Here is a 17547-nt window from a genome sequence, read left to right on the forward strand (position 1 = left end):
CATGCCGCAGGAGCCTTCTCCACTTTAAAGATAATCTATGCCTCCGTTATCCGGAAATAAATTGCGCCGTTATTAAAACAAAGTGTCGCAATGGCCTCGAGTTCATTTATAGCTTCCTGAGAACCATTAAAGGCTGGTTCATTAATATAATCATCAGTATTGTAAATGTTCTCATCCGCGTGGGAATCTTTGTACCTAATAATATTCTTTAATTCCTTTTTTAGTTCTTCGGAAATTTCATTTTCCGGGATATCAATAATCTTAACGATATCATATTTTTTGTTAAAGTCGATTTGCATAGTTTTTAATTTTTCATTTTGTCAAATTTATAATATGGGCACAGTATTATTTTACGGTTTTCCGTAATCATGAAAATTCGTTTCTTTTCCCTCTTACTGGTTTGCTATTCTTGCCCGGTCTAGCTTACGCTCAAATGTATCAATTTCAGTTTTAGAAAAATTCGGTTAGATTTATTTATCTAAATAATGAGAGATGATAGAAGAGTATAGACTTGCGGTACTGCGTATGTACCGGGAAAAGAAAGAAGCCGGCGTGCTTTCAATTAACATGACACACCCTACGTGTGCCAATTTAAGAAATGAATGCCTGGCTCGTTACCGGCAGGGTTGTAAAAGGTCAGACCTCCGTATGCTGCAGGACTTCTTAGAAAGGCCGGATGATGAGGAATTATATGATACAGCAATTAAAAGATGTGATCCTGAAAAATTCAAACCACTTAATAATTTTCTAAAAAACGGAATAAAAAGCCATGAAAGAAATATTGAACTTTTGGCATGGCTGGTCGATTTTCAATTAAGGCCATCAACGACTTATTATACATAACCGAAACCGTTAAGAGGGCCTGCAGCAAATACTACAAAATATAAAGAGACAAAAACAGAATGGTTCGCTCAAGGAGATGCAAACCCTGATATTCATAATTTTTTATCAGTGGAAAAAGAAGGAATCAGTGAAAATTTGCAGTCAACATCAGGCTATGGAGTTCATCAATCTGTTACCAAAGGTTTACAGCAAGGAGAAGTTTTGCGCGGACATAAAGAAAGGCAGCTGGCATATACTCAACAAATAGTGGAGCGTTCTGATATATACATTGGAAAACGGGAAATCAAGCAACAGGTTACCATCGAATATCCATCCGGAGCGAAGTTGTCCGTGGATGCGTCTGATCTGTCCCTGATTGCAAAGCTTGTACGGCTGTAATGTTATTTTCTGATCACTATAGAATAAATGGCGTTGAAGGCATTTACAACATTTGCAGTTCACCGATCCTCATTCGGTTCAATATAAGTAGATCGGGATGTAGATAATTATTGTATTCTTCAACGCCGAATTTAATTCCTTCTAGTCTTCCCTGTTGTTGAAATGGAAACTTGTAATCTGCAATTTGAGCTTGGAGGTGTTCCGCCATTTTTAGAACACTGAGCTTAGGCTCATTGTGCCATAGATGTATAGGGCCTGTATAGTCGAATGAAGCTTCTGTAGCCTTACTGACAGTTGTTTCCATAATGTCAACAAAAGTATCCATATGAGGTGTCAATAAGGGGAAGTTTTGCGAAATTGAATTGCTGATCTTCATCTTTAAAAATTCCCAACGAAGAAAAAGCTCTTGCACATAACGATATCTGGAAATATTGTTTTGTGAATACTCACGTTGGGCAACATTGATATCTTCATCCGAAAGCTCTGGCATATGCACATCTCTTTGTGCTAAAAAAGGCATCATCCAATGCATTTCGTAGACAAGCATATTATTGAACTTATGCATAAATGGCATCAGAGTCAGATTGCTGATTAATTCGGTAAGCTCAGTCATATTGTCGCTGGCGTCCTGGATCAGCTGCTCGCATGCATAATCATCGCAGATAAATTCATCGAGTGAAAGAGGGTCAGAAAGATATTCTAATGGGTTACTTGAGTAAAAGTTTTCAAATTCCTTCGATTGTGCAAATAGTGAGGCTTCTCGCTCAAACCATTTACTATTGCTTTTTAAGGATTTTTCCAGTAGTGATGCACGCCTTTCGGCCACAGTCATCTTTATTATGGGGGATTGGGAAATCTGCTCCCTGAAATATGCCGCTGATCGTTCCCGGTTTAGTTTCCCCTTTTTCAACAATACATGAGCATATTCATGAAAGATGGAAAAGCGGCAATAGTTGTCGATAAAGCGGGTCTTATCTACTGTTGTAAGAGAAGTTTCCAAACCCGATTGATAGCTGGTATAAGATAGTTCTGGTATAAATTTCTGGCCCATATCCATTGCACTGTAAGCATGTACGCCATATCCATTTTCAAGAAAAATACGGCACAGGCGCTTGCAATCAATAGCAAAATTGATCAAAATGGTTTTCTCATGGGAGTAACCTACCTTAAATATATAGTCATAAAGATTTGCTGCACTTTCAATGGCAGTATCGTCGATGAAAATATAATAAGTACCGGACAGTTTAATCTGAAAAATATTACTGGATGCCGACCGGATGGGAATAATTTCTACATCCGGTAATCGAGCTTCAAGGTTTTCTATCAGCTGTACCAATGGCGACCCTTTCTCTTCCAATAAGAGTGTTGCGCTTCGAAGATTAATGTATTCTTTTGCTGGCTAAGGAATCTTCATCCTTTAGATCTTCAAGCAATTTTTGAATTTCTTTGGCGGTATAGTTTTCAAAAACTTTCTTTTTACCATCTATTGTGATTTTTTTCTGCCCTGAAGAACTTGATTTCTTGCTTAGGAAAAGGGCTAAGATCGGTGTCAGTGCAGCAGAAAGCTTAACAATGGCTTCTACAATTTCATTGATCCCTTGAAGGTTCGAGGTTTCTACAATTTCAATTTCATGACCTTGCTTTTGAAGATCTTCAAGAAATGGCTTGTCTGAGATCGGCACTTCCAGTAAAAACTTTTTTCTCATATCGAAATATTGCTTCATACAAATTTACCCATTTTTATTTATTGTTATGGTAATAAGGAAAAGCCATTTACATGCTTGCATTAAAATATTTATAAGGAAAGATTAAAACACCAAGGTTGTCTCTAATTGTCAACAATAGGAATTGATAATTTTTAGATTTGGCTTACTTATATATGTTGGTATAACTTTTGTTCTTTTTGAAAAGCCAATATAAACCATCTAAATGCTATGAAAAGAAAAACTTTATGGATCACTGCTGTAAGTATTGTCGCTATAATCCTCTTCGGAACGCTTTATTATTTCTACCTCGATCCCAACAAATTTAATCATCATTACAATGCTCATAGTGAAAATAATTACCCTGATACTTTAAGGGAGGTTGATGTATTTACCGGGGATAAAGCCTACTTATTGAAAGGAAAACTATTGGACAAAAACTACAAAGAACAATTTGAAAGATTACCGGATACGTTAGCTGAAATTCAATTTGGTGATGTTCTTTATTGTGCGAACTGCGATTTACATAATGAACTTGAAGATAATGGCGAGGTTGCCGTGGCGGTAAATAGCATAGCCAAACCATATAACCGGGAGCTCTCTACATACTCTTTGTATTCAAGTGCAAGAAATCAAAAACAACTGAACCAGGAGAATAAATACATTTCGGAGCATAATAGACTTCTAGCTGCGTTCCTTGAGTTAGCAGAGCTGGGAAAAGCGGAGTTCCCGAAATTGACTTCTTCGTCGATTTTGGAAAGGCAATCTTTTGATGATAAATATAAAAACTATTTTGGAGCGGCCTATACTAGAAGTATTCCATCACCATACAAAGAAAAAATTGTCAATTTCCTAAACAGCAGCGAGGGGCAGAATTTTGAATTTATAACTTATGATCAACGCGTACATAGCGAATTAGTGCGTTTCGGAAGCTTTACAGGAAAAGGTAAGCATGAGCTTGCTTTGGTATTGGGAACTAAACCTAGTTACCAGGGAAATCACAAAGAGAAATTGTTAGTCTTTGCCGAAAACAGGGATGGTGAAGTCTACCAGATCTATACCGAGGACTTTTATGATAAGGTATTGCTGGAAACAGTGTATCATGATCCGGAAGAAAGGTGGGATGATCATGTGTACATGGGTGGAGAGGAGAAAGAGCTGCCTTCATACGAATCCATCAGAATAAAAGTCCCAAATGAGCCTGATCTGGTATATGCCTATAATATAGAGTTTGATAAAATGAACAGATTTGTTCAGATTCCAAAATCTCAAATTAACAGGGAAGAGGATGAGGAATAAAAAGTGGATATTGGTTCGCCTCCGGTAATGGTTATGGAAATTATCGAAAAGCAAGGTTATAAGAAGGATACTATAAACATCTTTCAAACTTTTGGCGGCGGGCAGAAGAAGGGTGCAAAAATGGATGTAGGTACTATAGCCCTGAAAAGGCAGTGATTTTCCAACTAGTACTTGTGATGTAAAACGTAAATTATGCCACCAATTATCACATCTTGTTTCCGCAATTATTGCCTAGATCATAAATTAATGTCCTTTCATTCATCATAGCTTCTTCAGAAAGTTTATCCGCGTAGCTTCCAATAATAGAAAGATGTACATTTATTTTAAAGTCGCTTTTGGGATATTGGGAACGAAATATAACTTTCTTAAGTAAATCATCGATAGAACAAAGCCCTATGCTGCGCCTATTACTGTCAACGGTCAATGCTATAGATTTTGTATATGGATCGAGGTAAATTTTACATTTATATTGCATGTAAAATCTCGTTTCTCCAAAGTATGGACGGATTCCAGTATTGGAGCCCATATCTACAATGGATGCATAATAGGATGGACTGATTTGACCAGCATTCAAAGCCTTTTCCAAAATAGAACTAAAGAGTGTATCACCCCATTGTCCTGATTGAAAATTATGAACTAAAATTACATCAAACGGCAACATGCTATTTAAGTGACCTTCTTTCGTTAAAGGTGCGCCTATAATATCTTCAGACAGAAATCCTTTCTGCTCAAAAATTTTACTTAAGGTTTTCGCTATAGAATCATTGGTGGCATACATCTTCAATTTTGCATTTGAAGTCATACCTGCTTTTTTCCACTCTGCGTTCCCCCTCTGATCCTTGGCTACTAAACTATCAATTATTCTAAGTAAACTTACGTTCACTCTTTCGAAGGAATCTTTTATTGTCCTGGCGTAATTCATTGTGCTGTTCCAATCTTTTCTTTTTGATAAAGGGAGGAAAGCCTTGTTAAATCTAAAAAAAGGAATGCCAACACCTTTGCTCGCTAATTGCCTGCATAGGGAAATTGCCTTATCAGATCTTTTCGTTTTTAGTGCGCATAAACTTGCATTATATAGATCTTGTGTAAATGGCGAGGATGTGTAATAACTAAAGGCAGAATCGTAAATTGATAATGCTTGGACATACTTTCCTTCAATGATATTAAGCTCCGCCTGATTGATTAATGAACCATATTTTTTCAGATCATAAACTCCGGCATACATTAGAGAAACTTGCAGCAATGCCAAAGCTGTTAATAACAATTTCTTCATTGGTTTTCAACTTTTATAAGGCCATAAAATTTAATGGCATTTTGCTTAAAAGGTAAGGTGCTCCAATCCTCCCATTCACATGTATATGGGTCATAACCGCATTTCAAAGGTTTACTATATGAATCTTTAGGATTTTCAATATAAGCCCTGCAATCCGTGCAGACGTGCCTAAATTCGCAATCACTGCATATGTTTATTTTATCCTTATTTATGTTCCAAAACTTCTTGAATTCAGGAAAAGCAATTACATTCTCCAATTGCGTATCAACGATATTTCCAAAGTTTTGTGCCATGGATGGGCAGTTTTTAATGTTGCCGTTCCGGTCAATACTTATTTTTTTATTTAAACAGGAATTATGCTTTAATGATTCGGTAAAGGTTTCGATATAGGCGGTAAAATAATCATCGCTTATAATTCCGCAGCATTTTTCGTCCAAAATAATTTTGTCTGAAAAAACTATAGGAATGGATAATCGTGTAGAAGTTGTGTTTTCATGTTTGTTACTGGTATGTATGACAAGACTGGTCACCCTAACATTGTTATCACAAAAGCTATCCCAATCTGCTAAGGTATAATTTTGGTTGTAAGGAACTATAAAACCTATTGAAATAATTGTAGAACCCTCTGCATGAGCACAAATGGATTCATAAAATGATATATCGAAAACACTATAACTTCTGATTTCAAGGAACTGACAGCCTAAAATATTAAGAGATCGGAAAATTTCCGAAAAAGATAATTTAGAACAGTTATCTATGTCGATTATGCAGTTATTGATTGCAAGTGGTGAATCCCATTGGAGACTCATTTTAGGAAACCATTCAGGCTTTGTTGAAAAGAAAATCAATTCCTCTTGCTTAAGGAACTCAAAGTATTCATTGATTACATGCTCATCTTCTATTTCAAATTTCGATTTAACTTCTAAAATTGTTGAGCCATTACAATCCTCCAGTATTTTCGAAAGGGAGTTTGGAATTAGATGAACTCTATTTCGTTGAAGGTCGCAGATAGTGCTTCTGTTAACACCTTTTACAATAATACAACTTGAAAATAAATTGAACGGTAAGTTATAATCCATGATACTAAAGTACTTTTGATATTGGTTTCAATGGGGCATAAACACTACATCGATAGCTTTGATATTTCGGTATCGAAACATAACGATTCACTATAAAAACCTTCTTATTCTCTAATGGCTTTAAGTACCATATAGTAAGTGGTAATAACGGCTTAGTGCTATTGTTGAAAACTTCATTTATGTTCATAAAAATTCCGCAATTGCTTTTTCAAGATAAAAATTCCCATGTTTTGATAAAAAGCCGTATTGACCGTAAGGGTTTACTTCTAAGAAATAAAACTCATGATCTGGGGTTACAATAAAATCAAATGATCCATAATTTAATTTTAATTTCTCTGCTAACATTGTGATTTTTACTTTTAAATCTTCTGGTAAGTTAAATACCACTCTCCGTTGTGGTCTTTCAGCATCAACTGTTCTGCCATCAATCTGGGAGATTTTATTGGCTTGGGTAAAGCATGCTAAAGAATGAATTTGATGATTAAAAAAGAAAACCCGAAGCTCAAAAGCCTTATCAATAAGTTTTTGAACAAACGTTGGGGAGAAGCTATCGGGGAAGTCTGATATGGCATCTGATGTTATTTCCTCAGTCCGTTGCCCAAAGATCATAACTTCTTTTGTCATAATACTAATTCCTTCTGCCATACCTTTACAAATAATCCTTTTCCACTTATCCTTAACCTCCTTAAGCCTATTTTTTGTATAAATTATTTCGAAAGGTGGGACGGTTAACTCCAGACTTTTAGCAATTAATAGTACATTAAGTTTTGATAAGCTGTTATTACTAAAAGGTAATGTTCCAAAGGTTCTTAAGCCCGCCAACCCCTGTTCGAATAGATTCGTCCAAAGAATCTCTATGTCTTTGGCAATATAGTTTTGGGTTTGGCTTCTTAATTCATCGTTATCAATTTCTAAATTATGGTATATCATGCCTAAACCGTTCATATAAACCGAATCTAATGTAGACTGATCTATTGCCTTTTGCACATATTTTATATCCCGAGGCACATTAGCTCTAAAAATAGATTTACCTTGCTGAAAGAGCCACTGAATAATTTCAACGGTAGTGTCGTCGGTTTGTCGGGAATGAATTAAAACCATTTTATGAAATGTGAATAAATCCTATTTACAGTTTGGAATTTTGTATACGAGTGAGCAGACATTTGGTAAAGAGAGCTGTCCGGTTAGACCATCGTCTTGACTTAATCCAGTGTTTTTAGGAAAAATGGTGAAAGGACTATTTGGATTCTCGATGACAAAAGTGAACTTTTTCATATAATCATCATATGAACAAAGTCCAATTTTTCTTCTTCTATTATCAATCTCAAAAGGAGAAAGTTCGCTTTTTTTGCAAGCATAAAATGAACAACCAAATTGACCAATGGATGGTAACCTTAAATTCATTACTTGCTGATTTGTAATGATATCCTGTAAATAATAAAACGATATGGTACCCTTTTTCATCTCATCCATAAAAAGATAGAATGCTTGATCAGGTTCTTTATAAACAAACTCCTTTTTACTTAAGTCAGGCATGTAGCTGTAGATGATAATATCACTGAAAATGGGATAAGAAAACAGTGTATCGTTTTTTATATTTGCTCCAATTTGATATTCTGAAAGATATCCCTCTTTAACGAAAAGATTATGTAATGTCTGTTCGATAGCCAATTTTTCGTCCGTCAGTTTCCCTAAATTTTCTTTGGAAGTATTTTTATTGAATCCGAGGGATATAATTTTTTGGTACTTCTTTTGGAGGTCTATTAACTCTATTATCAATTTATGGCCCTCAGTGTCAATTCTTAATTTTTGCTCACTGGCATATGTTAGTAATAAAGCCCATTCCTTTTTTGACTTAAGAATTGAAAATCTCTTTAATTTTTCAAAATAAGTTCTCCCAACCCCTGTTTCTGCTATCTTTTTTGCGAATGCGAAGGCTTGATCAAAATCGTTTATTATAACAGCATTGATCACCGCATTTTCCGCATCGATAGGCTGTGGATGATTGTTTATATCGAAGGCATTTTTAAAGTGTTTATTAGCTTCAACAAAATTATTTGAAACTATATCCAGCTCAGCCCTATTAATTTCTTCGTTGTATGAGGGATATGCATTGCTCCCTGAGCATATTAATAGCAATCCACAGAGTTCTGCAATGAAAATTATAGTCTTCATATGATTTACATTGTTTGGAAAAAGAGAATGTTTATCCCGACTTGCGGGATAAACATTTTAATATCACTAACTATAAGGATTACCTGGAGGTGTTGGCATGCCCACAGAGGTGAATCGCTCTCCAATGTAGCAAGTAATACCGTTAGAAGTTTCATCAGATGTCCAAACCCTCAGAGGAACCTCATAATACAATATCTTTCCATCCGGCCCATATTGTCCTACCGGTAAACCGTTCTGTTTAGTTCCTCCATCAGTTGGAGTACCTCCGGCAATGAATGACATTTCTTTCTTGGTGAGCGGCTTAAATTTTGCCGTTTTTATGCTCTCTAATTTCATTTCGTTAATTTTGAAGATTAAAAAATATAGCAAGACGCCAAGCATAATAGGAAATTGGAAATTTATTTGCTTGGTGGATGCTCTACCCATCCATATCCTTCGTTTTTGTAGCACACTGTACCGTCTCCATTCTTAATATCCGAACTGTAAACCCATACCTTGTCCATCGTTTGATGAACATAATCTACGCCTCCTGCTTGGCCGGAACATGGCAACATTATATCGTAAGTTCCGATAACTTTTGAAGCGCCTGCAGTTTCTTCACCACCTCTTATTTTCACCATCTGGTCTTTTGATAGTGGGGTAAATTTTGCACTTTTCATGCTTTCAAGCTTCATATTGATTGATTTAAAGTGATTTACTCCTTTCTTGCCGCCATGGAGTAAGTATTCAGCGGGATGTATTGCAATACAATATTGTTTTTGCTCATTCGACGCCTAAGCTTAGTTTTTAGATAGAGCAAATTGGACCGTAATTGAAATTGGGATATAAAAAAAGCATTCGACTATTTACGCATTTGCATGATATATTTTTAAACTTAAGAAACTCATAAAAAATAGTCCTTTTCTTTATGAAGGCAAAAATCAAGTAACTTATTTGTATTGCCTACAGGTAAAAACCTTAGTTTTTATCTAGCATTTCATGCTTAAAATTAAAGAAAGCCCTCTCTTTTTATGGAGAGGGCCATTCACCCCTGCACCTAAACCAAGCCAAAACCCACTTATGAAAAGAACACCCTGTATGGCAAAATATTATACTGCTTGATTCCTGCTTGATCCTATGTGCCGGATCTCCTAAATATTTAAAAGTAATTAGTGGTGTATAAAGAATTTGGAACTTATAATCATTAAGCAATAGCTAATAAAAGCGCTACGGTGAAACAAATTTATATATGCACTTACTTAAAAAAAAGAAATCATTTATACGGTTCTATTGTCAATACGAAAGAGGCTTTTTCCCGATATATTCCCTTTTGCTCATTGTGAAATTGAAAGTGAATGATGGGTTATAGAAGGCAAAGAATAAAGCTTGGAAAGATTTCATATCGACAATATGCCAGATTGTCCCGGTAATAATCCTATTTAATTTTGTTGACGCTTTGCAATGTGTAGTAAGTTAAATTTGTATATCATTTACCAAAAGCACTTTTTATGAAAACAAAAAATGAACTTTCCCGTGGCAAAAAACTGAGGTTAAAAAAGATTGTCATTGTCGGTTTAACTTCAAATCAAGCGGAATTTATCAAAGGAGGAGGGGTTATAAAAGGCAATCCGCCAAACCCTCCAATACCTCCGCCCAAGCCAGATCCCGTCCCGGTTCCTATACCAGGTCCTGAAAAGCCCGGAACTGTTGCATCGCGAGTACCCGATGGCGAATGCACTGTAATGGGAGGTGGATTGGGAGGCTAAGTGATGATCCAAACTTCGGAATTAAGCGAACTGATTATTTTGATTGACCTATATTTGAGTTAAATTCCTTGCGATTATTAATGTTTATTTTATGGTAAGATTAAGTATTCTACTTGTATCCTTATTGCTGTTCTCGCCTTGTTTTTCACAACGAACAGATTTGGAAAGCCTAATTCAGAAAATAAAGGTCGATTATCCAGGATATGCTGAGAAAACAAAAAATATAAATTTTGATCAGTTTATTAATGAGGTTATAGGAAAGAACGGAACCGATACTTTCATGATGATGGCGACGATCGTGGATTATTTCCACGATCGCCATCTTGACCTTTTCAGAACCAAGGATTCTATTGACAAAAGCCTTTGCGAAAAGAACCTGATTCGTATTAATAGTTATCTCAATTCTGGAAAAAAAAAGAAGCGCTATGAAGGTTACTGGAAGACAGAAGCAAATCATTGTATTATCGGAATAGAATGTGTAAAGGAAAAGCCCTTGCAATACCGTGCCTACGTTGTCGAATGCCTTGACAGCATTATGATCTTTCCTGGTATGTTATTTTTAGATTTTAAACAGGAATCAAAAGACAATTTTTTCACCAAAGCGACTGGCACCCGCACAGGATGGACATATTATGTCCATTCTCTTTTCCGGAACGATTCAGTTTTTACTACAGGTCCCTATTATAAATGGAAGAAAATTAACAAATACAAGGCACCCTTATTGCCCCTTTTAAAAAGAAATTCGGACTCTGCATCCGGACGCTGGTTAGACAGTATTACATTCATGGTTTCAGTTCCTGCTAGTTCAACAGCTAACGGAGTACTTATTGATACAATACTAAACCGGAATCCTGCCGTTAAACTAAAATGTCGAAACTTGATCATTGATGTTAGGAATAACACAGGGGGTTCTGTGAATGCTTATGACCCGCTTATGCCTCTCCTATATACAAATCCAATAACGTATGTCAATGCTGCAAAATATTGTTCTGTTGATGAAGGAATCTATCAGAAGAAAGTCCTGGATGACTATATTTTGAAGGGAGGGAAGGATTCCACTTATATCAAATACACCAACACTATGATAAAGTATCATACCGACAGCGCTGGCAAATATGTGGAATGGCAAAATGATACTTTGAAACTTGATACCATTTATGCACATCCCAAGAACGTGGGAATAGTTATCAATTTTGCTTGCCAGAGTGCATGTGAAATATTTTTGCTGGATGCGAAACAAAGTACGAAAGTGAAACTTTTTGGTGAGCATACGATGGGTGCGATTGATTATTTGAATTTCTATGCGCAAGATCTGCCATCTGGTAAATATAAATTATATATTGCTACATCCCGCCGTATTATCCCGGCAGGCCAAAACAAGCTGGACGGAACCGGCATATATCCCGATGTTCCTATTGCCGATACAGAAAAGGATTGGATAGATTTTGTAAAAAAGTACTATGAAAAACATTAAGTGGCATGTTGCTTTTTGGGGAACCTATTTTATTGCGGTCTATATTATAGACTCCTTGCTGGATAAAGACTCAACTCTTTTAAAGGAAATAATTTTCTTCCTGAGCCAGAATATTTTGCTGTTCTACTCACTGTACTATTGCCTGAAAAAATTTTCTACCAAATCAAAATTTGATGTACTGATAAGTGTATGTAGAATTGTTGTTATTCTTGTAATATGGATATGTATTCGATATGCGATTAGGTATTATTTTTTAGCAAGGTTTTTTCAACCGGAGTACGGTATGCTACCATTTGAACAATGGTTTCCGACCTGTTTTGTTTGGATCATAAATTGTTTCTTCTATTCATTTGCATATTTTCTGTTGAGATCAATTCTTCAGAAGCAGCGAGACCTTATGACGATGCAGGATGAAAAATACATGGAAGAAACCTCTGCGTTACGAGCTCAAATAAATCCCCATTTTCTTTACAATACGCTGGATATGCTGTATGCTAAAGCACGGGTCAAAGACAGGGAACTGTCTGAAGCCATTCTCTTATTGGCGGACGTCATGCGCTATTCTATTAAACCAGATGGCTATAGTAGAATGACTAATCTAACCGAAGAAATAGAACATCTCGAAAATGTTATCAAGATTAATCAGCTTAGGTATAATCAAACATTACATCTTGATTTCAACATCAAAGGAGAAACGGAAAATGTGAAAATAGTACCCTTGGTGCTTATCACCCTGCTGGAAAATGTGTTTAAATTCGGGGATCTAAATGACCCGGAGCATCCTGCAAAAGTACAACTGGAGGTGAAACTAAATCACACCCTAGTTTTTGTTACTACGAATAAAATTAGAATAGGCCCGAAAGAGTTAACCTCCGGCATGGGAATTAGCAATACCATTAAAAGACTTAAAAGAGTCTATGGAACCGGATTTACTTTCTTGAACGAAAAGGATGAAACGATGTTTAAAACCCAGCTCTCAATTAACTTAAACTAATTTCCTAATCCGATGATAAATTGTGTCATTGTAGATGATGAGCAACACTCAATAGACAATTTAGTTGCTCATGTTTCTCAGATCAGCAACTTAAATATTGTAATTGCGACAACAAATACCACTGAGATACTCGAGATCATTGCTAGCCAGGATATTCAGCTTGCCTTTCTGGATGTACAGATGCCTGGGATTTCAGGTCTTGAAATGGCTGAAGTAATTAATGGAAAATGCAAAATTATTCTGACAACTGCCTACGAGCAGTATGCGCTTAAGGGTTACGATCTTAACATTGTAGATTTCCTTCTAAAACCAATTTCTTATCCTCGGCTATTAAAAGCCGTCCATAAAGTCACGACATTAATTTCCCTTTCATCTAGTCAAGTTCCCGTAAAAATGGAGGAAGACTTTATATATGTCAAAACAGAAATGAAAAGCAAGCTTGTAAAGATATTGCTATCGGAAATCGAATATATCGAGAGTATAAAAAATTGCGTTACTATTTACCACAACGGCACAGCAACGCCGGTTTATATAAGCCTTAAAGAGTTAGAAGGTGAACTGCCACAAAGCAAATTTTTAAGGGTTCACAAATCTTTTATTATTCCGTTGCCCAACATTGATCGAGTTGAGGGTAACCAAATCATTCTGAGGAATCTAAAGATGAGCATTCAATTGGGTGAAACATATAGGGCTTTATTTTGGGACAAAATCAACAGTAAGACTATTGGTAAATAATTTGGTTGGTAAATGCAATGTAGAAAATAAATCTGTAAAATTGTTTGTCCCCCTTAATGAATAATGGCCTCCGATTGGAGGCCATTATTCATTAATTCTTTTTGATAACCAGGTGCTTTAAAGAAGGATCATTGAGCATCCGCCTGATCTCATTATTGGCAATTTCCTGTACATCATTTTTCACCTGATGGTAATTGCGCAGTACCATTTCCTGGTTTACCTTCCGGATAACCGGAATGGGCTGATAAGCATCTTCTTCCTTTTTGATAGCTTCAAAGTCTGCGATCACCTCACAGTCAAAAGCCTTAAGCTCTATTTTCTGATGTGGCAGATCGGAGAGAATTCCGGCAAACTGGCCGGAAGAAAGTTTGGCAATTTTGGAAGGTGGAACTGCCGCTTCCAGTTGCTTGCTCTTGCTGATTGAGGTACCGCTATCACTAATAGAAAGGCTTTCCCGCTCCTGCATGATCTTACCGATCTGTTCTGAAAGCTGCCTGGCGCTGTCGCCGGTTTCCTGCCCGGCGAAGATATTGCCGGCAATGGACATGATGACATCAGCCTGCTCTTTGCCATATTCTTTTCGCAGCTGATTAATTGACTGGACCCCCATCAGGCAGCAGATCCGGTTACTCCGCCCGGTTGAAATCGTTGGCACCAGGTCAACGAAGATGGTCGGGTATTCATCAAAGATCAACATGCTTTTCAGCTTATCCTTCTTGTTGATCACCTTTAATAAGCGATTTGCAAACAGGGCAAGAACAGCTCCGTATATCTGTTGCTTCTGCGGGTTGTTCCCGATGCAAAGCACCTTTGGATTTTCGGGATCGTTGATCTCCAGGTTGAAATCGCTTCCTGTCAAAACATAATAAAGCTGCGGAGAAGCCAACCTGGCGAGCGCTATTTTGGCGGAAGCGATCTGGCCTTCAAGCTGCTCCATCACATCGTTGAGATAAGCATTGACAAAGGGATTGATTAAAACTTCAATCTCCTTTTCCAGCCTTAAAATAGTGAAAAGTTTATCGTAATCCAGCTGGATCAGCTCGATTACATGCGGTAGGGTACAGTAGGCGCCATCCTGGTACTTTCTCAAAAACCAGATGATCGCAGTAACAAAATTCAGGGCACTTTCTACGAAAAAATCCCCTTGTTTAGTTTGCCATTGTTTGTTAAGTCCAAGTAATATGGTGCGCGAAGATTCCGACGCATCGGTAATATCTGCCATACCATGCGGCTCTAATGGATTGCCACGATGGGACCGGGAAGGGTCTTCAAAATTGATGAACAGGCACTCCGGCTTACCACTATACTTATGCTTGTTCTTTAAAAAATGATTGTAGGCAATAATGGAGAGATCAGGGAATTTAAAATCGTAAACCAGCATGGTAAACGGATCTTTTTCTTTTCCCAGCGCCTGCGCTATAAACTGCCGGATTAAAAATGCAGTCTTACCGGCACCAGCAGATCCGGAGATTAAAACACTACGATAAACCGCAATGCAATTCAGCCAGCCCTTGCGCCACTTGTTTTTTAAGCGGTATTTCATCGGGATGTTCACCGAGTTTTCATTGACTAAAAGCCGCTCTTCCTGGGGGAAGGTTTCGTTCTCCAGGTTGAAAATGTCCTTATTATTAAAGCTGCTTTTTAATATCCTCGAACACAGTGTGCCACCGGATAAAATGAGCAAGTAGCCAATCGAAAGGATGGCCATATAGGTCATTGCCTGGAGGGAATAGTCCATCTTCGGCAGTAGGGACAAGTAGGAAAAAAAGTAAATTGCCAGGCCGGAAAGGAGGTATGCAAATGCAGTTTTATAACCCAGCTTGTCATCCTTTTTTCCCTTAGAACCCAATAGGGAAATAGCCAAAAATCCGAGGGAGATGAGTTTGGACTTATGGAAGCCGGTGAGCAGTCCGGTGTTTCGGATGTTGCCTAAAATGCGGTCTGTAAAAATGGTTGTGAGCTGCCACTCCTTAAAGGCAGCGTATAAAAAATAGTAACAATGAATAAATAGGATGATGATGCTTATAAGCCTTGTCATGTCGAGAATCTTCCTGAGCGCCTGTTCGTTTTCACCTGTCTGCATGATGTTTATGGATTTGAATTGTTAATGGATCTTCGTTTTTTTCTTCTTTTTTTCTTTCCGCTGAGTTCGTATGGAGTGGAGCCGGAAGTAGAATCGTGCTGGGCCAGTTCTTCCAGCAATTGTCCGGCGATGAAATTGTCCGGGGCAGAGTTTGGCCCGGAAAACTGAGGAGGTAAGGAGGATGAATGAGCAGCAGTACCGCCTTGTTCGAGGGTATGATGCAGGGGATTTGGGAGGATAATTTTTTCCTGACCAGAAGGTACATCTGCTGGTTCCAGCCGGTCAATTATACCTTTTGTACCATAGGCTTTACCCAGGTCGCTTCCCTTAAATACAGTTTTGGAATTGTGGTCGACATAGGTGAGCCCATAGACCGTACCTTCTTTTGTCTTCATGATAACAGTATCTACACCACCCTGTTCAAGGACCTGTATCAACCTGTTCAGGCTGGTGGTTTTGGGCGATAACAAGGCAAGGTCTATAGCGGTCCTTAAGGATTTTTCACCCGACTGCTTAGCCTTATCGTTAGCGATAAATATTGGAGCGAGGTTCTTTAGGGTGGGCTTATTATAGAAATCACTGGCCTTAATCGGTACACCAAGCAGGCTACCATCCTTATCAAGAATACGGTAAGTAAGGCCGCCATTTTTATATACACGGGATTCCGTTGAGCCCTGATCGGCTATGACATTATAGAGTTGGAGCACTGCATTCAGTTCGGGAAGCGAACTGAATTTATATGCTTTGAGCACAGAGTTGAGTACTCTGGTTATAGCCCTTTTCGTTTCCGATTTGCCATATTCCGCCCTTATATTTACCGGCTCTATATCATTGGCTTTCCGTTTGGGACTGTCCTCAGCCTTAACCAAACTGAATTCAATCTCGATTTCTTTCCGGGCACGTTCAGAATGGATCTTGCCTAAATTGTGGAGGCTAATCGGTGTGCCATCATTACGGATATTGGTGGTGACAATATGGACGTGTGGATGCCCGGCATCCCTGTGCTCATAGAGAAGGTAAGGCTGTCCGGCAAAGCCTATCTTATCCAAATAAGCTGCCGTAATCTCCTTTAACCTGTCCTGGGAATGGTGCTCAGAAGGATCAAAATTCAGCGAAATATGAACGCAGTTTACCTTTACGCTTTCGCGTTTAGAGGCCTGTTGCTGAAGCCTGCCCAGCTTCTGATTAAAAGATAATTTATCGGCCTCTTTTAAGTAGTAAGCTGCTTCAAAACATGTGGCAACACCTTCTTTTACCTTGTTCTCATTGTAGTTCAACACCTGCCGGAAGGAGCTGCCCAGGTGGATTACCGAAACCATTCGTCGTTGATTTTATCCAGGTGACGGGTAATGGCATCCACACTTTTTTGGAAGGTTCTTTTGCCCAGTTCCCATGATACCAACCACTGCTCCAGCTCACCGCCCTGGTTCAGGCTATGCAGTTTTTTCACTGCCTGGTTCAGGTTATTACCGGCGGCTTTGAGTTCCATTTTGAGCTGGGCCAGGACGGTTACAAAGTCATCCAGGGATTCGTTCCTGACCTTGCCGATATGGGGTTTGCCCAGGATTATTTTGCGGACATAATCACTTAATTTCCGACCTGTGGTCTTTGAAAATTTTTTTAAAATGGCATTGTGCTCCGCTTTTGTCAGGCGCACCTGCAGCAGCTTAATGCGGTTGTTTTTTTGATCTTCCATCACGTTATCGTTTTCACTTCAAAAAAGTATTGCTATCGAATAGAGCCTGCCCACGACTCCGGAGTAAAAG

Annotated in this window: 20 protein-coding genes; 8 read left to right on the forward strand and 12 right to left on the reverse strand. The window is 38.0% G+C overall.

Annotation, left to right across the window (positions count from 1 at the left end):
* Positions 1-35 precede the first annotated feature (35 nt).
* On the reverse strand, positions 36-299 hold the full coding sequence (locus tag OQX64_RS03745) for a hypothetical protein (protein ID WP_265817682.1): 264 nt from the start codon (positions 297-299) through the stop codon (positions 36-38).
* Positions 300-492: 193 nt separating this feature from the next.
* Between OQX64_RS03745 and OQX64_RS03750 the strand changes: the two genes are divergently transcribed.
* On the forward strand, positions 493-843 hold the full coding sequence (locus OQX64_RS03750) for a hypothetical protein (protein ID WP_265817683.1): 351 nt from the start codon (positions 493-495) through the stop codon (positions 841-843).
* Positions 844-951: 108 nt separating this feature from the next.
* Positions 952-1221: a hypothetical protein gene (locus OQX64_RS03755; RefSeq protein WP_265817684.1), complete on the forward strand. Its 270-nt coding sequence runs from the start codon at positions 952-954 to the stop codon at positions 1219-1221.
* Positions 1222-1264: 43 nt separating this feature from the next.
* Here the strand turns inward: OQX64_RS03755 and OQX64_RS03760 are convergent, their stop codons facing one another.
* Positions 1265-2578, reverse strand: a complete 1314-nt coding sequence (locus tag OQX64_RS03760) for a hypothetical protein (RefSeq protein WP_265817685.1) — start codon at positions 2576-2578, stop codon at positions 1265-1267.
* 22 nt (positions 2579-2600) lie between these two features.
* A complete protein-coding gene (locus OQX64_RS03765; protein ID WP_265817686.1) occupies positions 2601-2945 on the reverse strand; it encodes a hypothetical protein in 345 nt (114 codons plus the stop codon).
* Between the two features lie 210 nt (positions 2946-3155).
* Here OQX64_RS03765 and OQX64_RS03770 point away from each other — a divergent pair, with 210 nt between their 5' ends.
* On the forward strand, positions 3156-4223 hold the full coding sequence (locus tag OQX64_RS03770) for a hypothetical protein (RefSeq protein WP_265817687.1): 1068 nt from the start codon (positions 3156-3158) through the stop codon (positions 4221-4223).
* A 3-nt stretch (positions 4224-4226) separates the two neighbouring features.
* Positions 4227-4379 carry a hypothetical protein gene (locus OQX64_RS03775; protein ID WP_265817688.1) on the forward strand — a complete coding sequence of 51 codons (153 nt, stop codon included), beginning with the start codon at positions 4227-4229 and terminating at the stop codon, positions 4377-4379.
* 49 nt (positions 4380-4428) lie between these two features.
* Here the strand turns inward: OQX64_RS03775 and OQX64_RS03780 are convergent, their stop codons facing one another.
* The 6 genes from OQX64_RS03780 to OQX64_RS03805 all read right to left on the reverse strand — a co-directional run bounded on the left by OQX64_RS03780 (position 4429) and on the right by OQX64_RS03805 (position 9424).
* Positions 4429-5496 (reverse strand): hypothetical protein, encoded by a 1068-nt coding sequence (locus OQX64_RS03780; protein WP_265817689.1) that lies wholly within the window; start codon positions 5494-5496, stop codon positions 4429-4431.
* Positions 5493-6575 (reverse strand): grasp-with-spasm system SPASM domain peptide maturase, encoded by a 1083-nt coding sequence (gwsS, locus tag OQX64_RS03785; protein WP_265817690.1) that lies wholly within the window; start codon positions 6573-6575, stop codon positions 5493-5495. Before gwsS ends, OQX64_RS03780 begins: the two co-directional genes overlap by 4 nt.
* Positions 6576-6758: 183 nt before the next feature.
* A complete protein-coding gene (locus OQX64_RS03790) occupies positions 6759-7676 on the reverse strand; it encodes a hypothetical protein (RefSeq protein WP_265817691.1) in 918 nt (305 codons plus the stop codon).
* Between the two features lie 21 nt (positions 7677-7697).
* On the reverse strand, positions 7698-8750 hold the full coding sequence (locus OQX64_RS03795; RefSeq protein WP_265817692.1) for a hypothetical protein: 1053 nt from the start codon (positions 8748-8750) through the stop codon (positions 7698-7700).
* Between the two features lie 66 nt (positions 8751-8816).
* Entirely contained in the window at positions 8817-9086 is a 270-nt protein-coding gene (locus tag OQX64_RS03800; protein ID WP_265817693.1) for a hypothetical protein, read from the reverse strand.
* Between the two features lie 62 nt (positions 9087-9148).
* A complete protein-coding gene (locus tag OQX64_RS03805) occupies positions 9149-9424 on the reverse strand; it encodes a hypothetical protein (protein ID WP_265817694.1) in 276 nt (91 codons plus the stop codon).
* 813 nt (positions 9425-10237) lie between these two features.
* Here OQX64_RS03805 and OQX64_RS03810 point away from each other — a divergent pair.
* From OQX64_RS03810 to OQX64_RS03825, 4 genes are all read left to right on the forward strand, one after another.
* A complete protein-coding gene (locus OQX64_RS03810) occupies positions 10238-10495 on the forward strand; it encodes a hypothetical protein (RefSeq protein WP_265817695.1) in 258 nt (85 codons plus the stop codon).
* Positions 10496-10655: 160 nt separating this feature from the next.
* Positions 10656-11969, forward strand: a complete 1314-nt coding sequence (locus tag OQX64_RS03815; RefSeq protein WP_265817696.1) for a S41 family peptidase — start codon at positions 10656-10658, stop codon at positions 11967-11969.
* Positions 11956-12963, forward strand: a complete 1008-nt coding sequence (locus tag OQX64_RS03820) for a sensor histidine kinase (protein WP_265817697.1) — start codon at positions 11956-11958, stop codon at positions 12961-12963. Before OQX64_RS03815 ends, OQX64_RS03820 begins: the two co-directional genes overlap by 14 nt.
* 12 nt (positions 12964-12975) lie before the next feature.
* Entirely contained in the window at positions 12976-13698 is a 723-nt protein-coding gene (locus tag OQX64_RS03825; protein ID WP_265817698.1) for a LytR/AlgR family response regulator transcription factor, read from the forward strand.
* A gap of 91 nt (positions 13699-13789) precedes the next feature.
* Here OQX64_RS03825 and mobC read toward each other — a convergent pair whose 3' ends face one another.
* Genes mobC through OQX64_RS03840 form a run of 3 tightly spaced genes read right to left on the reverse strand, consistent with a single transcriptional unit; the run spans position 13790 to position 17477 of the window.
* Positions 13790-15781 carry a conjugal transfer protein MobC gene (gene mobC / locus OQX64_RS03830; RefSeq protein WP_265817699.1) on the reverse strand — a complete coding sequence of 664 codons (1992 nt, stop codon included), beginning with the start codon at positions 15779-15781 and terminating at the stop codon, positions 13790-13792.
* Between the two features lie 5 nt (positions 15782-15786).
* Positions 15787-17100 carry a relaxase/mobilization nuclease domain-containing protein gene (locus tag OQX64_RS03835; protein WP_265817700.1) on the reverse strand — a complete coding sequence of 438 codons (1314 nt, stop codon included), beginning with the start codon at positions 17098-17100 and terminating at the stop codon, positions 15787-15789.
* Positions 17088-17477 (reverse strand): plasmid mobilization protein, encoded by a 390-nt coding sequence (locus OQX64_RS03840; protein ID WP_265817701.1) that lies wholly within the window; start codon positions 17475-17477, stop codon positions 17088-17090. The genes OQX64_RS03835 and OQX64_RS03840 overlap by 13 nt, the downstream gene beginning before the upstream one ends.
* Positions 17478-17547 lie beyond the last annotated feature (70 nt).

The organism is Pedobacter sp. GR22-10 (genome assembly GCF_026239715.1).
GTDB lineage: Bacteria > Bacteroidota > Bacteroidia > Sphingobacteriales > Sphingobacteriaceae > Pedobacter.

Coding starts and splice junctions, on each gene's coding strand:
- mobC (WP_265817699.1), bottom strand. CDS start 15,781: ATGCAGACAGGTGAAAACGAACAGGCGCTCAGGAAGATTCTCGACATG.
- OQX64_RS03795 (WP_265817692.1), bottom strand. CDS start 8,750: ATGAAGACTATAATTTTCATTGCAGAACTCTGTGGATTGCTATTAATA.
- gwsS (WP_265817690.1), bottom strand. CDS start 6,575: ATGGATTATAACTTACCGTTCAATTTATTTTCAAGTTGTATTATTGTA.
- OQX64_RS03780 (WP_265817689.1), bottom strand. CDS start 5,496: ATGAAGAAATTGTTATTAACAGCTTTGGCATTGCTGCAAGTTTCTCTA.
- OQX64_RS03840 (WP_265817701.1), bottom strand. CDS start 17,477: ATGGAAGATCAAAAAAACAACCGCATTAAGCTGCTGCAGGTGCGCCTG.
- OQX64_RS03745 (WP_265817682.1), bottom strand. CDS start 299: ATGCAAATCGACTTTAACAAAAAATATGATATCGTTAAGATTATTGAT.
- OQX64_RS03810 (WP_265817695.1), top strand. CDS start 10,238: ATGAAAACAAAAAATGAACTTTCCCGTGGCAAAAAACTGAGGTTAAAA.
- OQX64_RS03765 (WP_265817686.1), bottom strand. CDS start 2,945: ATGAAGCAATATTTCGATATGAGAAAAAAGTTTTTACTGGAAGTGCCG.
- OQX64_RS03835 (WP_265817700.1), bottom strand. CDS start 17,100: ATGGTTTCGGTAATCCACCTGGGCAGCTCCTTCCGGCAGGTGTTGAAC.
- OQX64_RS03800 (WP_265817693.1), bottom strand. CDS start 9,086: ATGAAATTAGAGAGCATAAAAACGGCAAAATTTAAGCCGCTCACCAAG.
- OQX64_RS03805 (WP_265817694.1), bottom strand. CDS start 9,424: ATGAAGCTTGAAAGCATGAAAAGTGCAAAATTTACCCCACTATCAAAA.
- OQX64_RS03820 (WP_265817697.1), top strand. CDS start 11,956: ATGAAAAACATTAAGTGGCATGTTGCTTTTTGGGGAACCTATTTTATT.
- OQX64_RS03825 (WP_265817698.1), top strand. CDS start 12,976: ATGATAAATTGTGTCATTGTAGATGATGAGCAACACTCAATAGACAAT.
- OQX64_RS03770 (WP_265817687.1), top strand. CDS start 3,156: ATGAAAAGAAAAACTTTATGGATCACTGCTGTAAGTATTGTCGCTATA.
- OQX64_RS03790 (WP_265817691.1), bottom strand. CDS start 7,676: ATGGTTTTAATTCATTCCCGACAAACCGACGACACTACCGTTGAAATT.
- OQX64_RS03750 (WP_265817683.1), top strand. CDS start 493: ATGATAGAAGAGTATAGACTTGCGGTACTGCGTATGTACCGGGAAAAG.